Genomic DNA, 17,022 nt, shown 5'->3' with positions numbered 1-17,022 from the left:
TATGAAAAAAATAATTAGAATTTTTGTAGTAGCTTCATTGTTAATTACTTGGTCTTGTAAAAAAGAGTTGTCACCAGAAGAGAATTTGATGCTTAGTTTACAAAAGAATGCGGATGCACCAAAAACAAAAGTATCATTTGATAAAATGGTTCATGATTTTGGTGAAATCAAACAAGGTGAAATAGTATCAACTACTTTTACTATTAAAAATGTAGGTGAAAACGATTTGTATGTATTGGAGGCACATGGTTCTTGTGGCTGTACCGTTCCTGAAGTTACAAAAGAAGCAATAGAACCTGGAGAATCAGCGCCAATTCAAGTGAAATTTGACTCCAATGGGAAGTCTGGTGAAGTTACAAAATCAGTCTTGATTACATGTAATACAGCTCAAATTGTTGAAACTATTAATATAAAAGCAAGTATTAAATCTAAATAAAAACGATATGAATCCAATGTTAATTGCGCAGTTAGTATTAATGATAGCGGTATTTTACTTCTTAATCATTATGCCGAAAAACAAAAAAATTAAGTTAGAAAAACAATTTTTAACCAACTTAAAAACAGGCGATAAAATTATTACCATCGCTGGAATACATGGTAAAGTTTCTGAAATTTCCGAAACTACAATTGTTATGGAAACCATGTCAGGTAAATTAAAAATTGAAAAAAGTTCAATTTCTGCTGAAATGAGTTTAAAATTGATTGAGAAGAAATAATATTTTAAATTCCAAAAATAAAATTCCAAATTCCAAACTGAAAAAACAGTGGAATTTGGAATTTTTATTTTATGCTAAATCCAATTTTGGGATTTGGGATTTTTAATTTAGAATTTATTTCTTATTCTGAATCGCATTTAATTCTGCAATTTTCACAATTACTTCAACCGCTTTTTGCATACTTTCTACAGGTACATATTCGTATTTACCGTGAAAGTTATGTCCGCCAGCAAAAATATTCGGACAAGGTAATCCCATAAATGATAAACGCGAACCATCAGTTCCACCACGAATTGGCTTAATTAACGGTTTGATGTTTAATTCTTTCATGGCTTGTTCGGCAAGATTTACAATATGCATTACAGGTTCTACTTTTTCACGCATGTTATAATATTGATCTTTTATTTCTAAAACAGCAATGTCTTCGCCAAATTGTTTTTTATATTTTTTGTTGATTTTCGAGACTAATTCTTCAACATAGACCTTTCGTTTTTCAAATTTCTTACGATTATGGTCTCTAATTATTAATTGCACTAAAGTGTCTTCAATACTACCTTGAATATTTGTAACGTGATAAAATCCTTCGTAATTTTTAGTCGTTTCAGGAGTCTCGTCTTTCGGTAATTTAGAAATGAATTTATTCGCTAAAAGCATCGAATTGATCATTTTTCCTTTAGCATAACCTGGATGCACGCTTTTTCCTTTGAACCTTATTTTTACTCCAGCTGCATTAAAATTTTCATATTCTAATTCGCCAATTTGACTTCCGTCCATTGTATATGCCCATTCTGCACCAAATTTTTCTACATCGAAATGATCTGCACCACGACCAATTTCTTCATCAGGTGTAAAACATACTTTTAATGCTCCGTGTTTAATTTCTGGATGTTGCACTAAATATTCCATTGCCGTCATAATTTCTGTAATTCCTGCTTTGTCATCTGCGCCAAGTAGCGTAGTACCATCAGTAGTAATTAAAGTTTGACCTTTATATTGTAATAAATCTTTAAAGTAAGAAGGCGATAGGATGATGTTTTTCTCGGCATTTAAAACAATATCGCCACCATCATAATTTCTTATAATTTGTGGTTTTACATCTTTTCCAGTAAAATCTGGAGTAGTATCAAAATGCGAAACAAAACCAATTGTAGGTACTTCGTAATCTAAATTACTTGGTAAAGTTGCCATTACATAGGATTTGTCGTCAATTGAAACATCTGACAAACCTATTTGTTTTAGCTCTTCAACTAATTTATGGGCTAAATCCCATTGTTTAGCTGTACTTGGCGTGGTGTTAGATTCTGGATCCGATTCTGTATCTACAGTAACGTATCCAATAAAACGGTCAATTATATGTTGCATTTGTTTTGTTTTTAATATTGATGCAAATATAATTGTTTAATGTTTAAAAAAGTTTAAAAGTTTAGAAGGTTTATTTGGGTATTCGTATTGAAATTCTTCAGCTTAAAATTAATTCTTAAAATTATAAGTAATAGTTCCTACTTGTTTTTCAGCAGCTGAATCACTTGGTGACCATTTTGTTTTTCGAGCAAAGTTTTTAGCTAATGCAATTAAGCAAGCATCTCCAGTTGTACCTCTACCATTTGCTACTCCAATAGTATTTCCAGCTTTATCAACGGTAACCTCAATTACTACTTTTCCGAAAGAATTACATTCGTTACCAACTGCGGGTTGACTTATATTTCTTCTTCCTGTTAAACTATAATTGGCACCGCCTGTGCCACCACTTCCATTTCCGCCACCAGAACCAGAGCCATTTCCTGCTCCGTTGCCCGTACCGTTTCCACTTCCATTTCCGCCACCTGTTCCACTTCCACTTCCATTTCCGCCACCGCCATAATACCCGTTTGAATTGGCATTTCCGTTAGCCGAACCTTGATTTCCGTTTGTAGTACTATTCCCGTCACCACCTTTGTTTTTACCTTTAATCATATTACTTAAAGCGCTATTAGGTTTTTTTACAGGTGCTTTGGTTGTTTCTACTGGTTTTGTTTCGGTAGGCTTTTTATCTTTAGGTTTGATTTTTGATTTTGGTGGAGTAGGTACATCGGCTCCAGCATTATCTTGTGTTATGATTTCATCAGCTGTTGCCTCTTCAGGTTCTGATGCTACATCTTTCATATTCACTTCTAAAGTTTCATTTAAATAATCATCACCTTTTCCAAAATCGGTATCGCCGTAATTTAGAGTAACGCCGCCTCCGCCTCCTCCTTGTGCAATTAACATTTCGGTTTTTCCATACGGAGGCCAAAATCGTACAAATAATAATAAAAGTACAAGGCAGACTACTGAATGTGTAGTGATTACAATGGATTTATTTGAATCAGAAAGTCTTGATTTCTTTAAAAAATGGACTAACAACCAAACTGAACCAATTAATAAAACAAGTAAAAGCAAGGTAAAATAGCCGTGCTCGTATAGTGTTTTAAATAAATTTATAATTGATCTCATTTTTGGTTTTTTGTATTAACGATTAAAAGTAATAAAAATTGTTGAAACAAAAAAAACTAGGTTCAAAATAGTTTAAACCTAGTTTTTAATAGTTAAGGTATTTTTAATTTTATACCAATTGTTTTAAAGCAATTTCATAAGCTCTAGCACTAATATTTGTTTTACTAGCATTTATATCAAATGTTTTTTGAATGGCCTTTCCAATAATTTCAGAAGCGTCATTAAAAATAGCTTCATCTGTCATTTGTACTTTTTTCTCCATAAAGTAAGCAAAAACTCTTGCCATTCCACAGTTTGAAATGAAATCTGGAATTAAACTCACTTTATTGTCAGTTTCTTCCATAATTGGTCCGTAGAATATTTCTTTGTCGGCGAAAGGAACATTCGCACCACATGAAATCACTTCTAAACCATTTGTAATCATATTTTCTACATTGTCTTTAGAAACAATTCTTGAAGCCGCACACGGAGCAAAAATTTGTGCACCAATTTTCCAAATTTTATCATTGATTTCAGCAAAAGGAATCATTTGGTCAGAAACCAATTTGTTACCATCTTTATTTCTGAATAATTCTGTTATTTCTTCAAATGTAAATCCATTTTCGTTAATAACACCACCATCTCTATCGATAATTCCAACTACTTTCGCACCCATTTTGGCTAAATAAAAAGCGGCTGCAGAACCTACATTTCCAAAACCTTGTACAATGGCTTTTTTGCCAACAACGCTACCGCCATAAATTCCGTAAAAATGCTTTACAGCTTCTGCTACTCCGTAACCTGTAATCATATCGGCTACAGTATATTTTTTAGATAAATCTGGAGTAAATTCGCCATTTTCAATTACCTTAATTACACCTTGTCGTAATTGTCCGATTCTATTGATTTTATCTGCTTCACTTGGTTTAAAATGTCCGTTGAAAACGCCTTCTTGAGGATGCCAAACACCACATTCTTCTGTCATTGGTATAACTTCGTGAATTTCATCTACATTTAAGTCGCCCCCTGTTCCATAATAATTTTTTAATAATGGAGAAACCGCTTTATACCAACGTTCTAAAACACCTTTTTTACGAGGATCTGCTGGATCGAAATTAATTCCAGACTTTGCTCCACCAATGGCTGGACCAGAAACTGAAAATTTGACTTCCATCGTTTTTGCTAAAGAAAGTACTTCATTTTGATCTAACCCTTTTCTCATTCGAGTTCCACCACCAGCTGCACCACCACGTAATGAATTTATTACAGTCCATCCTTCTGCTTCCGTTTCAGGGTCTTTCCAGTTGAATACAATTTCAGGTTCTTTGTTTTCGAATTTATGTAGTAAATCTTTCATGTTTTGATTTTAGGGTTTGATTTATTTTGCAAATATAATTGTAAAAAATGATTGAGTAAAATTATTAGTTAAAATACTTTGCCTGAGCTATGATTTTGTTTAGCACCCGTAACACTTGCTAAAACGTTAATTTCATTTCGTAATTTTAGCACGCCAAGTAAAGCAAAAATTAAAGCTTCTTTATATTGTATGGTTTTTTCATCAGGAATAATTACATCAATTGCTGGTAAATAGTTTTTTATTCTTTCGATGAGAAAATCGTTATATACTCCTCCACCAGAAATTAATAGTTTTCCAGTTTTGTATTGTAATGTTTTACCAATTTGGAAAGCAATATGTTCAGTAAATGTTCGCATTTTGTCTTTTACTGTAATTGGATAATTCTCTAAAATAGGTAAAATAATTTCCTGAACAAATTCAAAACCTAATGATTTCGGATATGGTTTTTGATAAAATTCTAACGTATTCAATTCATCAAATAATGCTTTACTTATATTTCCAGATTCCGAAATTTTACCTTTATCGTCAAATTCCAATCCGAATGTATTCGCATAAAAATTTAAAACGGTATTTACAGGTGAAATGTCAAAAGCAATTCGCTCGTTATTTTCTTCAAAAGAAATGTTTGAAAAGCCACCTAAATTCAAGCAATAATCGAATTCAGAAAATAAAATTTTATCGCCAATTGGCACTAATGGCGCGCCTTGTCCGCCAAAAAGTACATCTTGCACTCTAAAATCGCAAATCACTTTTTGATTTGTAATTTTTGCGATCTCGGACAAATTACCAATTTGAAGCGTGAAGCCATTTTGTGGTTGATGTAAAATAGTGTGTCCGTGTGAACAAACCGCATCAAGATTAGAAATGTTGTTTTTGACTATGAATTCAGAAATACTATTGCCTAATAAATTCGTGTATTCAATATTTAACTCTGAAAGCTCAATGCTACTAAAATGAATTCCATTTTTTAGTTTTGAAATCATTTCATTTGAATATGAAATAGTATCACATTCAAATATTTGATAGGACCATTTTCCGTTTATTATTTCAAAATTAATATGTGCCAAATCCACTCCATCTAATGAAGTACCTGACATTACGCCGATAACGTTATAGTTGTGCTTAAACATGGGTTAAAAATACAATTTCTTATTGAAAATTTCATATTATTTACCTACATTTGAGCGAAATTTTTATGATATATTCAATTAACCTATAGCAAAATAATGGATTTTAAATTAAATGAAGAACAATTAATGATTCAACAAGCGGCTAAAGATTTTGCTGTTACAGAATTATTACCTGGTGTTATTGAAAGAGATGAACATTCAAAATTTCCAACCGAGCAAGTTAAGAAAATGGCTGAACTTGGATTTATGGGAATGATGGTTGACCCTAAATACGGTGGTGCAGGTTTAGATAGTGTTTCTTATGTGTTAGCCATGGAAGAAATTGCTAAGATTGATGCCTCAGCCGCTGTTATTATGTCAGTAAATAACTCATTAGTATGTGCTGGTTTAGAAAAATATGGTTCAGAAGAACAAAAAATAAAGTATTTAATCCCTTTAGCTAAAGGCGAGGTAATTGGCGCTTTCTGTTTGTCTGAGCCGGAAGCAGGTTCTGATGCGACTTCGCAAAAAACTACCGCAATTGATATGGGTGATCATTATGTATTAAATGGTACCAAAAATTGGATTACAAATGGAGGAACAGCTTCTACATATTTAGTTATTGCGCAAACAGACGTTTCAAAAGGGCATAAAGGAATTAATGTTTTAATTGTAGAAAAAGGGATGCCAGGTTTTGAAATAGGTCCGAAAGAAAAGAAAATGGGAATTCGTGGTTCGGATACGCATACACTATTATTTAATGATGTAAAAGTTCCTAAAGAAAACAGAATTGGTGAAGACGGTTTTGGTTTTGTCTTTGCCATGTCAACTTTAAACGGTGGTAGAATAGGAATTGCTTCACAAGCTTTAGGAATTGCTCAAGGTGCTTATGAATTAGCTTTGAAATATTCGCAAGAGCGAGTGGCATTTAAAAAACCAATTTTTCAACATCAAGCCATCGCTTTCAAATTAGCAGATATGCATGTGAAAATTACATGTGCAAGATTGTTAATTCACAAAGCAGCAACCGAAAAAGACTTAGGTCAAGATATTGCACATTCAGGTGCGATGGCTAAATTATATGCTTCAGAAATAGCTTTAGAAGTAGCAAACGAAGCGGTTCAAATTCACGGTGGTAATGGTTATGTGAGTGAATATCACGTAGAACGCATGATGCGTGATTCTAAGATTACCCAAATTTATGAAGGAACTTCAGAGATTCAAAGAATTGTAATTTCAAGAGGTTTGGTTTCGTAGTTTTCAAAATAGAAATATAAATAAAGGCAGCCAGTTGGTTGCCTTTTTTATTATAATATTTCTAAAGTTCTTTCTAAACTCATACCACGTGAACCTTTTATCAGTAGAAAACTATTTTCTGTTTTTTGCTTTGTAAAATTTTCTTTAAAAGATTCAAAAGTATCGTAAAAATGTATGTTTGTATTTGTATTTTTATGAGTTAAAAAATCTTTTCCAATAAAATAAAAATTAATATCTGTTTGATTTAAACAAAACTCAATTAGTTTTTTGTGTTCCTCGGAACTTTCTATACCTAACTCAAACATATCGCCCAAAATAGCTATTTTATTCATTTCTTCTAATTGAAAGAAATTGGTTAACGCTGCAACCATACTACTCGGATTTGCATTGTATGCATCGAGGATTATTTTGTTTGAATTTTTTTCTATTAATTGAGAACGATTATTATTTGGAATGTAGTTTTCTATACCAAATTTTATTTTTTCATTTGAAACGCCAAAATGTTTACCAATTGTTATGGCTGCATTGATGTTGTTCGCATTATATAAGCCTATTAAATGCGATTGAATAATGGTGTTTTCAAACTCAATTTTTACCATTGGATTGGTTTCTATTTTAGAAATTGAAACGAAATTTTCTGGAGTATTTAAACCAAAAGTAATGTTGGTTATATTTTTAGTTTTTTCATTTTGAATGACATCATCAGTATTTACAAATGCCATTTTTTGATTTACAAAAAGAAATTCGTATAATTCGCTTTTGCCTTTAATTACACCTTCTGTTCCTCCGAAACCTTCTAAATGGGCTTTTCCAAAATTGGTAATATACCCATAGTCTGGTTGACATATTTCGCAAAGCATTTCAATTTCCTTTTGATGATTGGCACCCATTTCTATAATGCCTATTTCTGTACTTTTATCAAAAGAAAGCAGCGTTAATGGAACGCCAATATGATTGTTTAAATTTCCAACAGTTGCTTTTGTGTTGTATTTTTGAGATAGTACAGCATAAATTAGTTCTTTGGTAGTTGTTTTTCCATTACTTCCAGTTAATCCAATTATGGTAATATTAAGCTGATTCCTATGGTAATTGGCTAATTGTTGTAGGGTAGCTAATGAATTTTCTACTAAAATGAAACGGTCGTCAATTTTGTATTTTGGTTCATCTATTAACGCAAATTTAGCACCGTTTTCTAAAGCACTTAACGCAAATTTGTTTCCGTTAAAGTTGTCGCCTTTGAGCGCTACAAACATATTGTTTGCGTTGATTTTTCTATTATCTGTTGCAATACCGGTTGATTGCAAAAAGTAGTTGTAAATTGCTGCTATTTCCATACTGCTAAAATAAAAAAAAGCCCTTTAAAAATAAAGGGCTTTTGTAAAATATTTTAAGAATTATTAATTCTTAACGTTACCTCTTGGTGTTTTCTTGTTGTTTTTAGGACCTACTTTAGACATGGCACATCTAAATCCAATATAGTCTGTTGCCATATCTTGTGGGAAATATCTTCTTGAAGCAGGATCTAACCAATAGGCTCTATCTCTCCAAGAACCTCCTTTATAAACTCTTACATTGTCATCAACTAAAGTACTTCTGTTGTCAGATTTGTCATATTGTCTTAACTGATTCCCTGCACTATCTGCTGATATTTTGTGTAATGGAGATTTGTACATTCTTTTGTTTGGATCTTCTTTTTGAGATGCTTCTTCGTCATTTGAACCAAAATCAAAGTATCTTGTTGATTGTTTGTCTCCATCTCTATAATTTCTGTTGTCAGAAGTAGAGAAATTTTGTCTTAAATACGTTTCGTTTTCGTCAACTGGAACTTGTGCAATAGATCCTGGGAAGTTTCTAGCAATTACTTTACCAGTACTTAATGTATCATATTTAATATTTTCGCTAGTAACCATTTCTACAGTCCCATCTTCACCAATTTTATTTTTAGTATAAACATTACCTCTAAAATAATTAAAGTCATTTGCTTCATCATCAATAATTGGTCTGTAAACATCTTGTACCCATTCTGCAACGTTACCAGCCATGTCATATAATCCGAAATCATTTGGAGGGTAAAATTTAACAATTTGTGTAATATCTGCACCGTCATCAGACCATCCAGCAATTCCGCCGTAATCTCCTTTACCTTGTTTAAAGTTAGCCAATTGATCACCTCTTAACTGTCTTTTACCTGAACGCGTATATTGACCTTTCCAAGGGTATTTCTTTTGTCCTTTGTAAATATTATATTCTCTGTTTCCTACTAATGCTAATGCAGCATATTCCCATTCTGATTCAGTAGGTAATCTGTACTCAGGTAATACAATTCCTGAACTTCTTTGTGCGTATACGTTTTTAGCTTCGGTAGGTGCAGCTGCCCCAGACTTTTTACTTGGACCTTTTTGTCCCATTTGTTTTTTCAAAACAATCTCTTCTTTACCGCCAAAAGTTTTTGAAGGTGAATTGATGTATGATTCTGTGTCAAAATTAGCATCTGCAGTAACTTCTGCACTAATTTTATTTCCTTTTTTAAGGTAACCTTCTTTTTCAAGAATGTTTTCATTTACACGATTGGTTCTCCATTCACAAAATTCAGTAGCTTGAATCCAGTTAACGCCAACTACAGGATAGTTAGAATATGCTGGATGTCTTAAGTAGTTATTTGTCATCGTTTCGTTATAACCTAAACGATTTCTCCATACTAAAGTATCAGGAATTACTCCATTGTAAATGTTTTTGTAGTTGTCTTGTGTTGGAGGATATACAGACTTTACCCAATATAAGTATTCTGCATACATCATATTTGTAACTTCCGTTTCATCCATGTAAAAAGATTGAACGTGTTGCTTTGTTGGAGTGTTGTTCCAATCGTGCATTACGTCATCTTCCACTTTACCCATAGTGAATGTTCCTCCTTCAATTGAGGTCATTCCTGGGGGGGTCTCTTGTTTTTTATATTTTGTGTTGTATTGGAAACCACCTTTTTTATCGTTGATTTGCCATCCAGTTGCGCTAGAACCACCTTTGGTGCTTCCGCTTTTGCTACAGCTGGTAAAACCTATTGCTACAGTCAACGCTAGTAACAATTTTAAAGTCATAATTTTAGTAACTCTCATACTTTGGTAGGTAATAATTTAAGTGCCGCAAGATAGTAATAAACCATTAATATGCAACAAAAAAATAAAAAAAAATTAAACAATAATTTTACTTGATATATTATGAAACGAAAAAACGCGTTAAATATTGTATAAAGTTATTTAAAAATTTATTATTTGCAATATTTTAGTTTATTTTGCGTTACTATGGGAATGAAAAAAAAATATTTAATATTTGTATTTGCTTCTTTTTTGAGTTTTGCTCAAAACACAAAAGATTTTTCACTTGTTTGGAATAGTGACAAACCTTTTGTTGTAGATAATATAAAGTATAACATACCACAATTTCAATCTGAAAATTTTGAATTTCACATTTCTAAAAGAGCAATTACCTATGTGAATAATTTCAAAGTTCAAGGATTGGTTCCGGAAGGTGCAGCCTTGATTGAAAATATTGTATATGAAACAATAGATGTTTCGATATTGAGCGGGTTGGATATTTCGAATATTTCCTCGAAGATTGATTTTAAAACGTTTTCTTCTTATGCAAGAAATGACGCCTATCTTTCTTTTAATTTTAATCCAATTATTAAAGACAATTCGGGATATAAAAGAGTGAAATCATTTTCTGTAAAGTATTCGATATCTAATTCCAATAGATCATTTCAAAGTACAAATTCTATTCAGAACTCAGTATTAGCTACTGGGGCTTGGCATAGATTTTATGTTGAAAAATCAGGAGTCTATTTAGTTAGTAAAAGTTTTCTTCAAAGCATTGGAGTAAATGTTGCTATTGACCCAAGAAATATTAAAATATATGGTAATGGAGGTAGAATGTTGCCTTTACTAAACAGCACTGCTTATCCAATTGATTTAGAAGAAAATGCCGTTCAGTTTATTGGCGAAGAAGACGGTGTTTTTAATGAAAATGATTATATTTTATTTTATGCAGAAGGTGTCGATACTTGGAATGAAGAAAGTTTAACGCACGTAAATCAATTTGCAAACAGATCGTATTATTATGTTTCTACTTCTGGATCAGCTGGAAAAAGAATCCAACCTTATATTGAGCCAGTTGGTTCGGCAAACTTATTTCTTTCAAATTATGACGGGTATCAATTTCACGAAGTAGACCTTTTTAATGCAGGAAAAATTGGTAGAAGATGGTTTGGAGAAAAATTTGATTTAGATGACAACCAGACGTTTCCATTCGTATTACCAAATTATACTTCGGGTTCACCCGTAAATTTATCTGCGAATTTTGCGGCAGTTTCATTTGTTTCTACTTCATTTAAAGTAAAAGCAAATGCTGTAGATATAGGAACCGTTCCAATAAACGCAGCAATTGGGTCTACTCTAGGTTTTGAAAACATTCTAAATACTACATTAGTTCCAACTTCTAATGCCGTAACTATTGATTTAACATATGTAAATAATGGTGTACCATCTTCAAAAGGGTATTTAGATTTCATTATTTTAAAATATAATGCGGAATTAAAAGGATATGGAAAGCAATTTTTATTTTCAAATAATTTAGTAAAAACAAATATTGGTGTAGGACAATTTGCTATTTCTAATGCGACAAATATTAAATCGGTTTGGGATGTTACGGATATATATAATGTAACAAAATTAGATAACACACAAAATAGCATGTCTTTTAAATTGACTTTAGGTCAGGATAAAAAGTTTGTTGCAGTGGATAATTTTGATATTTATTTACCTTCAAAAGAAGCGGAAACAAATGTGGCCAATCAAAATTTAAAAGGGACTATTTTTAAAAATAATCAAGGTGTTTTTCAAGATATCGATTACTTAATTGTGACCCCAACTAGTTTGGTTGCACAAGCAGAAACTTTGGCTAATTTTCATAGAAACAATTCAAATATGAGTGTTAAAGTAGTCCCGCTATCTTTAATATATACTGAATTTGGAGGCGGGAAACAAGATATTGCCGCTATTAGAAATTTCGTAAAATATGTGTATGATAATGCTTCAAATACCGCTAATAAAGTAAAATATTTAAATTTATTTGGGGATGCATCTTACGATTTTAAAGATAGAATTCGAAATAATACGAATGTGGTTCCTATTTTTCATGGTTTTGAGGTGTCTCAATCTTTAAATCCAAATAATAGTACTAATTTCTCATTGTTTTCATCTTTCATGTCTGATGATTTCTTCACACTAATGGATGATAATGAAGGAAATATGCAATCTTCAGCTGATTTAATGGATTTAGCTGTTGGAAGAATGCTAGTTTCTTCAAATACGCAAGCTTCAGAAATGGTAAACAAGGTAATTGAATATCATGATGAAAAATCGTACAAAAGATGGCGAAACAACTTAGTATATTATGCAGACGATCCCGATCCTTTTTTATCTGGAGATTATTTATTACAAAAAGATTTAAACGAATTAGCGGATGAAGTTTCAGTCGCAAATCCATTTTTTAATAGTAATAAAATTTTCACAGATGCTTACGTGCAAGAAGTAAGCGCTGGTGGACCGAGATATCCACAAGCAAAAAAAGCATTTATTGATGCTATTGAATTAGGTGCATTGGTGTTAAATTATTACGGACATGGTAATGAAGAAAGTTTTGCAGTAGAACGTATTTTTGAAAAATCAGACGCACAAGCATTAGGAAACAGATACAAATATCCATTATTTATTACGATTACTTGTGAATTTACGCGATTTGATGACCCAAATCGGCCTACAGGTGGGGAATACATGTATTGGAATAAAGCAGGAGGTGCCATTGCATTATTAGCTACAACCAGACAAATTAGTCAATCTTTAGGAATTCAGTTAAATGAAGAAATTTACAATAATTTGTTTACGATGGAAAATAATTCCTACATTTCTATTGCAGAAACGTTACGTAGATCTAAAATAAGTCTTGGTGGTTCAAATAAAAGAGTCGTTTTTTACATTGGCGATCCCGCATTAAAATTAGCCATTCCAAGACCAAAAGTAGTTTTAACCAAAGTAAATGGCGAAAACATTAATACAACATCACTTTCTTTACAAGCTTTGTCATTAGCTACACTGTCAGGAGAGGTTTTGGACGAGAACAATGCCTTATTAGCTAATTATAATGGAGATTTAGCTGTACAAGTTTATGATAAAAATTTAAATAGATTAACACTGGATAATGACAATGCCTCTTTGCCGCCTTATAATCAACCTAAGCTAAATTTTGTAAGTTTAGGTGAAGTCATCTACAGAGGAAATGCATCAGTAGTAAACGGAAAGTTTGAATTTAGTTTTATCGTACCACAAGATATTCAAATTCCTATAGGAAATGGTAGAGTGAGTTTTTATGCAAAAAGCAATTCGCCAACTTTACAAAATCAAACAGGATTTAACTCTCAAATTAAAGTAGGTGGGGTAAATACATCAGCCCCTTCTGATACCACACCACCAAAGTTAAAATTGTATATGAACGATACGAATTTTGTTAGTGGCGGAATAACAAATAAATCACCAATTTTCCTAGCTTTTCTTGAAGATGAAAACGGAATAAACACAGCAAGCGGCATTGGGCACGATATTATAGCTGTTTTGGATAGTGATGAAAACAATCCATACAATTTAAATGACTATTACGAAACCGAATTAAATAACTACAAAAAAGGAAAAGTTACTTATCCGTTTAGGGATTTGGCACCAGGTTTACATACTATTTTGTTTAAAGCATGGGATGTATATAATAATTTAATTACAGCTGAAATTCAGTTTTTGGTTATTGGCGATGGTGATTTAGAATTACAAAATGTTTTAAATTATCCGAATCCATTTGTAAGTTATACCGAATTTTGGTTTAGTCATAATCGACCATTTGAACCATTAGAAGTACAAGTTCAGATTTTAACCATAACGGGTAAATTGGTAAAAACTATTAACCAAACCGTTGTAAATGAAGGATTTACTTCAAGAGATATCAAATGGGATGGAAAAGATGATTTTGGAGATAAAATAGGAAAAGGCGTATACGTTTATAAAGTAACGGTAAAATCAGCAATAACTGGTAAAAAAACAGAAAAAACAGAAAAACTTGTAATCCTATAAAAAAAATGTATATTTGTCAATTCGCTATAAAAACAAGCATATTGAAATAAAATTACATCTGAAATAAATAAATAGTAACCAAATCAAACAGATGAAAAATCTAATTAAACTTTTAACAATTTTAGTAGTTGCGCAGTATACGTACGCGCAAGAAAGAGTAATTACTACAGCAGTACCTTTTTTATTAATAGCTGCAGACGCTCGTTCTGCGGGTATGGCCGACATGGGGGTGGCAACTTCTGCCGATGCGTATTCGCAACAATTTAACCCATCAAAATATGCATTTTCAAAGCAAAAGCAAGGATTTTCAATGAGTTACACTCCTTATTTGACTAGTATAGCAAACGACATCTCTTTAGGACAATTAACTTATTTTAATAGGTTTAATGATAGAATGGCTTTTTCAGGTAGTTTACGTTATTTTGGTTTTGGAGATATTGAACTAAGAGAAACAGGTGACCCTAATGAAGTACCTGTAATTACAAGTCCAAACGAATTTGCTCTTGACGGATCATATTCATTAAAACTTAGTCCAGAGTTTGCGATGGGCGTTTCGGGTCGTTATATTCGTTCCAACCTAAAAATTGCCAATGCAACAACTGATGCTAGACCAGCAACCACATTTGCGGTGGATGTTTCAGGTATTTATCAGTCGGAAGAAGTAGCGTTCGACAATTTCAATGGAAAATGGAGAGCTGGTTTTAACTTTCAAAATTTGGGACCAAAATTATCTTATGATAATGATTTATTAAATGAAAACTTTATCCCAGCAAATATGCGATTGGGAGGAAGTTTTGATTTTATTTTAGATGATTATAATAAAGTAAGCTTAATAGGTGAAACTACAAAATTATTAGTGCCAACACCTCAAACTGTTACGGATTTAAATAATGACGGCGTAATTAATGCTACTGATAAATCTATAAACAATCAAAATTATAGAAAAATTAGTTGGACTAGTGGTATATTTCAATCTTTTGGTGATGCGCCTAACGGTTTTTCAGAAGAGTTACAAGAATTTACTTGGGCGTTAGGCGCGGAGTATTGGTATCAAGATTCTTTTGCTTTAAGAACAGGTTATTTTAATGAAAGTGTAGAAAAAGGTGCCAGAAAATACCTAACATTAGGAGCAGGGTTTAAATATAACACAGTTAAAATAGACGTTTCTTATTTGTTCTCAGCATCAAAAGTTAGAAACCCACTTGAGAATACGTTACGATTTTCTTTATCATTTAATTTTGGAGACGAATACGATAATAACTAATACAGAATATAATTAATTTAAATCCAAATTCAATCTTTTTTGAATTTGGATTTTTTTTCCAAAATAAGTAAAAATTTTAAAAAATACACTTGTGAGAGAAATAAGATTAGAAACGAAGTTGTCTGTTTTTGAATCATTTGATGAATTATCGGATTCAGAAAAAGAATACATGAATAAAGCCATTGAAATTAGAAAAAAAGCATACGCGCCCTATTCAAAATTTTTAGTAGGTGCAGCGATTGTTTTAGATAATGGTGTGGTATTACAAGGTTCAAATCAAGAAAACGCAGCTTATCCATCCGGTTTGTGCGCAGAACGCGTAGTTATTTTTTATGCAGGAGCGAATTATCCTGAAAATAAAATTGTAAAAATGTTTATTTCTGCAGCACCATCAGATCGGGAGGCAATCAGTCCGATTCCTCCATGCGGATCGTGTCGTCAATCTATTTCTGAATATGAAGTGAAACAAGATTTGCCTATCGAAATTTATTATATGGGATCAATTGGACCAATACATAAATCCGATTCTCTAAAAAATTTATTGCCTTTTATGTTTGATAAAGCAAATCTATAACGATTTCGTTGGTAAAAAATAAAATAAATTGATTATTTTATTAATTTAAACAGCAATAAATTTTTAGAATAAAATACGTTGTAGTATTTTTGTGGTTCGTAAAAAAAATTAATAGTTACATATATGAAACCAATTACAAAAGAAGTATATCTAAAATGGTATGAAGACATGCAGTTTTGGAGAAAATTTGAAGACAAATTAGCTGCCTTATATATACAACAAAAAGTAAGAGGATTTCTTCATTTATATAACGGACAAGAAGCCGTTTTAGCAGGTGCATTACACGCTATGGAACTTGGCGGAAAAGATAAAATGATTACCGCTTATAGAAATCACGTACAGCCAATTGGTATGGGTGTAGATCCAAGAGCCGTAATGGCAGAATTATTGGGTAAAGTTACCGGAACTTCAAAAGGTATGGGTGGTTCAATGCATATTTTTTCTAAAGAACACGGTTTTTATGGTGGTCATGGTATTGTTGGTGCGCAAATACCTGTTGGTGCAGGTATGGCTTTCGCCGATAAATATTTTGAAACAGGTGGTGTAACATTGACTTATTTTGGAGATGGAGCAGCACGTCAAGGGTCATTACATGAAGCATTCAATATGGCCATGTTGTGGAAATTACCAGTTGTTTTTATTTGTGAAAATAACGGATATGCTATGGGAACTTCAGTAGAAAGAACGGCCAATCATACAGATATTTGGAAGTTAGGTTTAGGGTACGAAATGCCTTGCGGACCAGTAGATGCTATGAATCCTGTCAAAGTAGCCGAAGCCATGCATGAAGCCATAGAACGCGCAAGAAGAGGTGAAGGGCCAACTTTTTTAGAAATGAAAACGTATAGATATAGAGGACATTCTATGTCGGATGCGCAACATTATAGAACCAAAGACGAAGTAGAAGAATATAGAAAAATTGACCCAATTACTCAGGTTTTAGACATTATAAAAGAGAAAAAGTACGCAACAGATGCAGAAATTGAAACAATAGATCAAAGAGTAATTGATTTAGTTGCTGAATGTGAAAAATTCGCAGAAGAATCTCCATTCCCAGAAGCACAACAATTATATGATGTTGTTTACGAACAAGAAAATTATCCATTTATTCCTCACAGACTATAA

General features: G+C 32.3%; 13 protein-coding genes. 7 read left to right on the top strand and 6 right to left on the bottom strand.

Translation table 11 applies throughout. The annotated features are described in order from the left end of the window. Nucleotide 1: 1 nt before the first annotated feature. Both ABWP78_RS07380 and yajC read left to right on the top strand, forming a co-directional pair. Nucleotides 2–436, top strand: a complete 435-nt coding sequence (locus ABWP78_RS07380) for a DUF1573 domain-containing protein (protein ID WP_353170171.1) — start codon at nucleotides 2–4, stop codon at nucleotides 434–436. Nucleotides 437–443: 7 nt separating this feature from the next. Continuing rightward, nucleotides 444–716 carry a preprotein translocase subunit YajC gene (yajC, locus tag ABWP78_RS07375; RefSeq protein WP_353170170.1) on the top strand — a complete coding sequence of 91 codons (273 nt, stop codon included), beginning with the start codon at nucleotides 444–446 and terminating at the stop codon, nucleotides 714–716. A 114-nt stretch (nucleotides 717–830) separates the two neighbouring features. On the opposite strand, the gene pepT is transcribed toward yajC, so the two are convergent. From pepT to ABWP78_RS07355, 4 genes are all read right to left on the bottom strand, one after another. Next, nucleotides 831–2,078 carry a peptidase T gene (pepT, locus tag ABWP78_RS07370; RefSeq protein ID WP_353170168.1) on the bottom strand — a complete coding sequence of 416 codons (1,248 nt, stop codon included), beginning with the start codon at nucleotides 2,076–2,078 and terminating at the stop codon, nucleotides 831–833. Between the two features lie 108 nt (nucleotides 2,079–2,186). Continuing rightward, nucleotides 2,187–3,188 carry an energy transducer TonB gene (locus ABWP78_RS07365; protein ID WP_353170166.1) on the bottom strand — a complete coding sequence of 334 codons (1,002 nt, stop codon included), beginning with the start codon at nucleotides 3,186–3,188 and terminating at the stop codon, nucleotides 2,187–2,189. 109 nt (nucleotides 3,189–3,297) lie between these two features. Continuing rightward, on the bottom strand, nucleotides 3,298–4,524 hold the full coding sequence (locus ABWP78_RS07360) for a Glu/Leu/Phe/Val dehydrogenase dimerization domain-containing protein (RefSeq protein WP_353170164.1): 1,227 nt from the start codon (nucleotides 4,522–4,524) through the stop codon (nucleotides 3,298–3,300). 68 nt (nucleotides 4,525–4,592) lie between these two features. Further along, on the bottom strand, nucleotides 4,593–5,654 hold the full coding sequence (locus ABWP78_RS07355; protein WP_353170162.1) for an anhydro-N-acetylmuramic acid kinase: 1,062 nt from the start codon (nucleotides 5,652–5,654) through the stop codon (nucleotides 4,593–4,595). A gap of 96 nt (nucleotides 5,655–5,750) precedes the next feature. Here ABWP78_RS07355 and ABWP78_RS07350 point away from each other — a divergent pair, with 96 nt between their 5' ends. Further along, nucleotides 5,751–6,890 (top strand): acyl-CoA dehydrogenase, encoded by a 1,140-nt coding sequence (locus ABWP78_RS07350; RefSeq protein ID WP_353170160.1) that lies wholly within the window; start codon nucleotides 5,751–5,753, stop codon nucleotides 6,888–6,890. A gap of 50 nt (nucleotides 6,891–6,940) precedes the next feature. On the opposite strand, the gene ABWP78_RS07345 is transcribed toward ABWP78_RS07350, so the two are convergent. Together ABWP78_RS07345 and gldJ are read right to left on the bottom strand one after the other, a co-directional pair. Next, nucleotides 6,941–8,224, bottom strand: a complete 1,284-nt coding sequence (locus ABWP78_RS07345; RefSeq protein WP_353170158.1) for a UDP-N-acetylmuramoyl-tripeptide--D-alanyl-D-alanine ligase — start codon at nucleotides 8,222–8,224, stop codon at nucleotides 6,941–6,943. Between the two features lie 63 nt (nucleotides 8,225–8,287). Beyond that, nucleotides 8,288–10,003: a gliding motility lipoprotein GldJ gene (gldJ, locus tag ABWP78_RS07340; protein ID WP_353170156.1), complete on the bottom strand. Its 1,716-nt coding sequence runs from the start codon at nucleotides 10,001–10,003 to the stop codon at nucleotides 8,288–8,290. A gap of 186 nt (nucleotides 10,004–10,189) precedes the next feature. Between gldJ and porU the strand changes: the two genes are divergently transcribed. The 4 genes from porU (at nucleotide 10,190) to pdhA (ending at nucleotide 17,022) form a co-directional block, all read left to right on the top strand. Beyond that, nucleotides 10,190–14,059 carry a type IX secretion system sortase PorU gene (gene porU / locus ABWP78_RS07335; RefSeq protein WP_353170154.1) on the top strand — a complete coding sequence of 1,290 codons (3,870 nt, stop codon included), beginning with the start codon at nucleotides 10,190–10,192 and terminating at the stop codon, nucleotides 14,057–14,059. A 91-nt stretch (nucleotides 14,060–14,150) separates the two neighbouring features. Further along, nucleotides 14,151–15,323: a type IX secretion system outer membrane channel protein PorV gene (gene porV / locus ABWP78_RS07330; RefSeq protein WP_353170152.1), complete on the top strand. Its 1,173-nt coding sequence runs from the start codon at nucleotides 14,151–14,153 to the stop codon at nucleotides 15,321–15,323. 91 nt (nucleotides 15,324–15,414) lie between these two features. Beyond that, nucleotides 15,415–15,897 carry a cytidine deaminase gene (locus ABWP78_RS07325; RefSeq protein ID WP_353170150.1) on the top strand — a complete coding sequence of 161 codons (483 nt, stop codon included), beginning with the start codon at nucleotides 15,415–15,417 and terminating at the stop codon, nucleotides 15,895–15,897. 123 nt (nucleotides 15,898–16,020) lie between these two features. Continuing rightward, on the top strand, nucleotides 16,021–17,022 hold the full coding sequence (gene pdhA, locus ABWP78_RS07320) for a pyruvate dehydrogenase (acetyl-transferring) E1 component subunit alpha (protein WP_353170148.1): 1,002 nt from the start codon (nucleotides 16,021–16,023) through the stop codon (nucleotides 17,020–17,022).

The organism is Flavobacterium sp., from assembly GCF_040402955.1.
Lineage (GTDB): Bacteria > Bacteroidota > Bacteroidia > Flavobacteriales > Flavobacteriaceae > Flavobacterium.
Note: the sequence above shows the minus strand (reverse complement) of the source record. Positions and strands in the feature narration are given on the sequence as shown.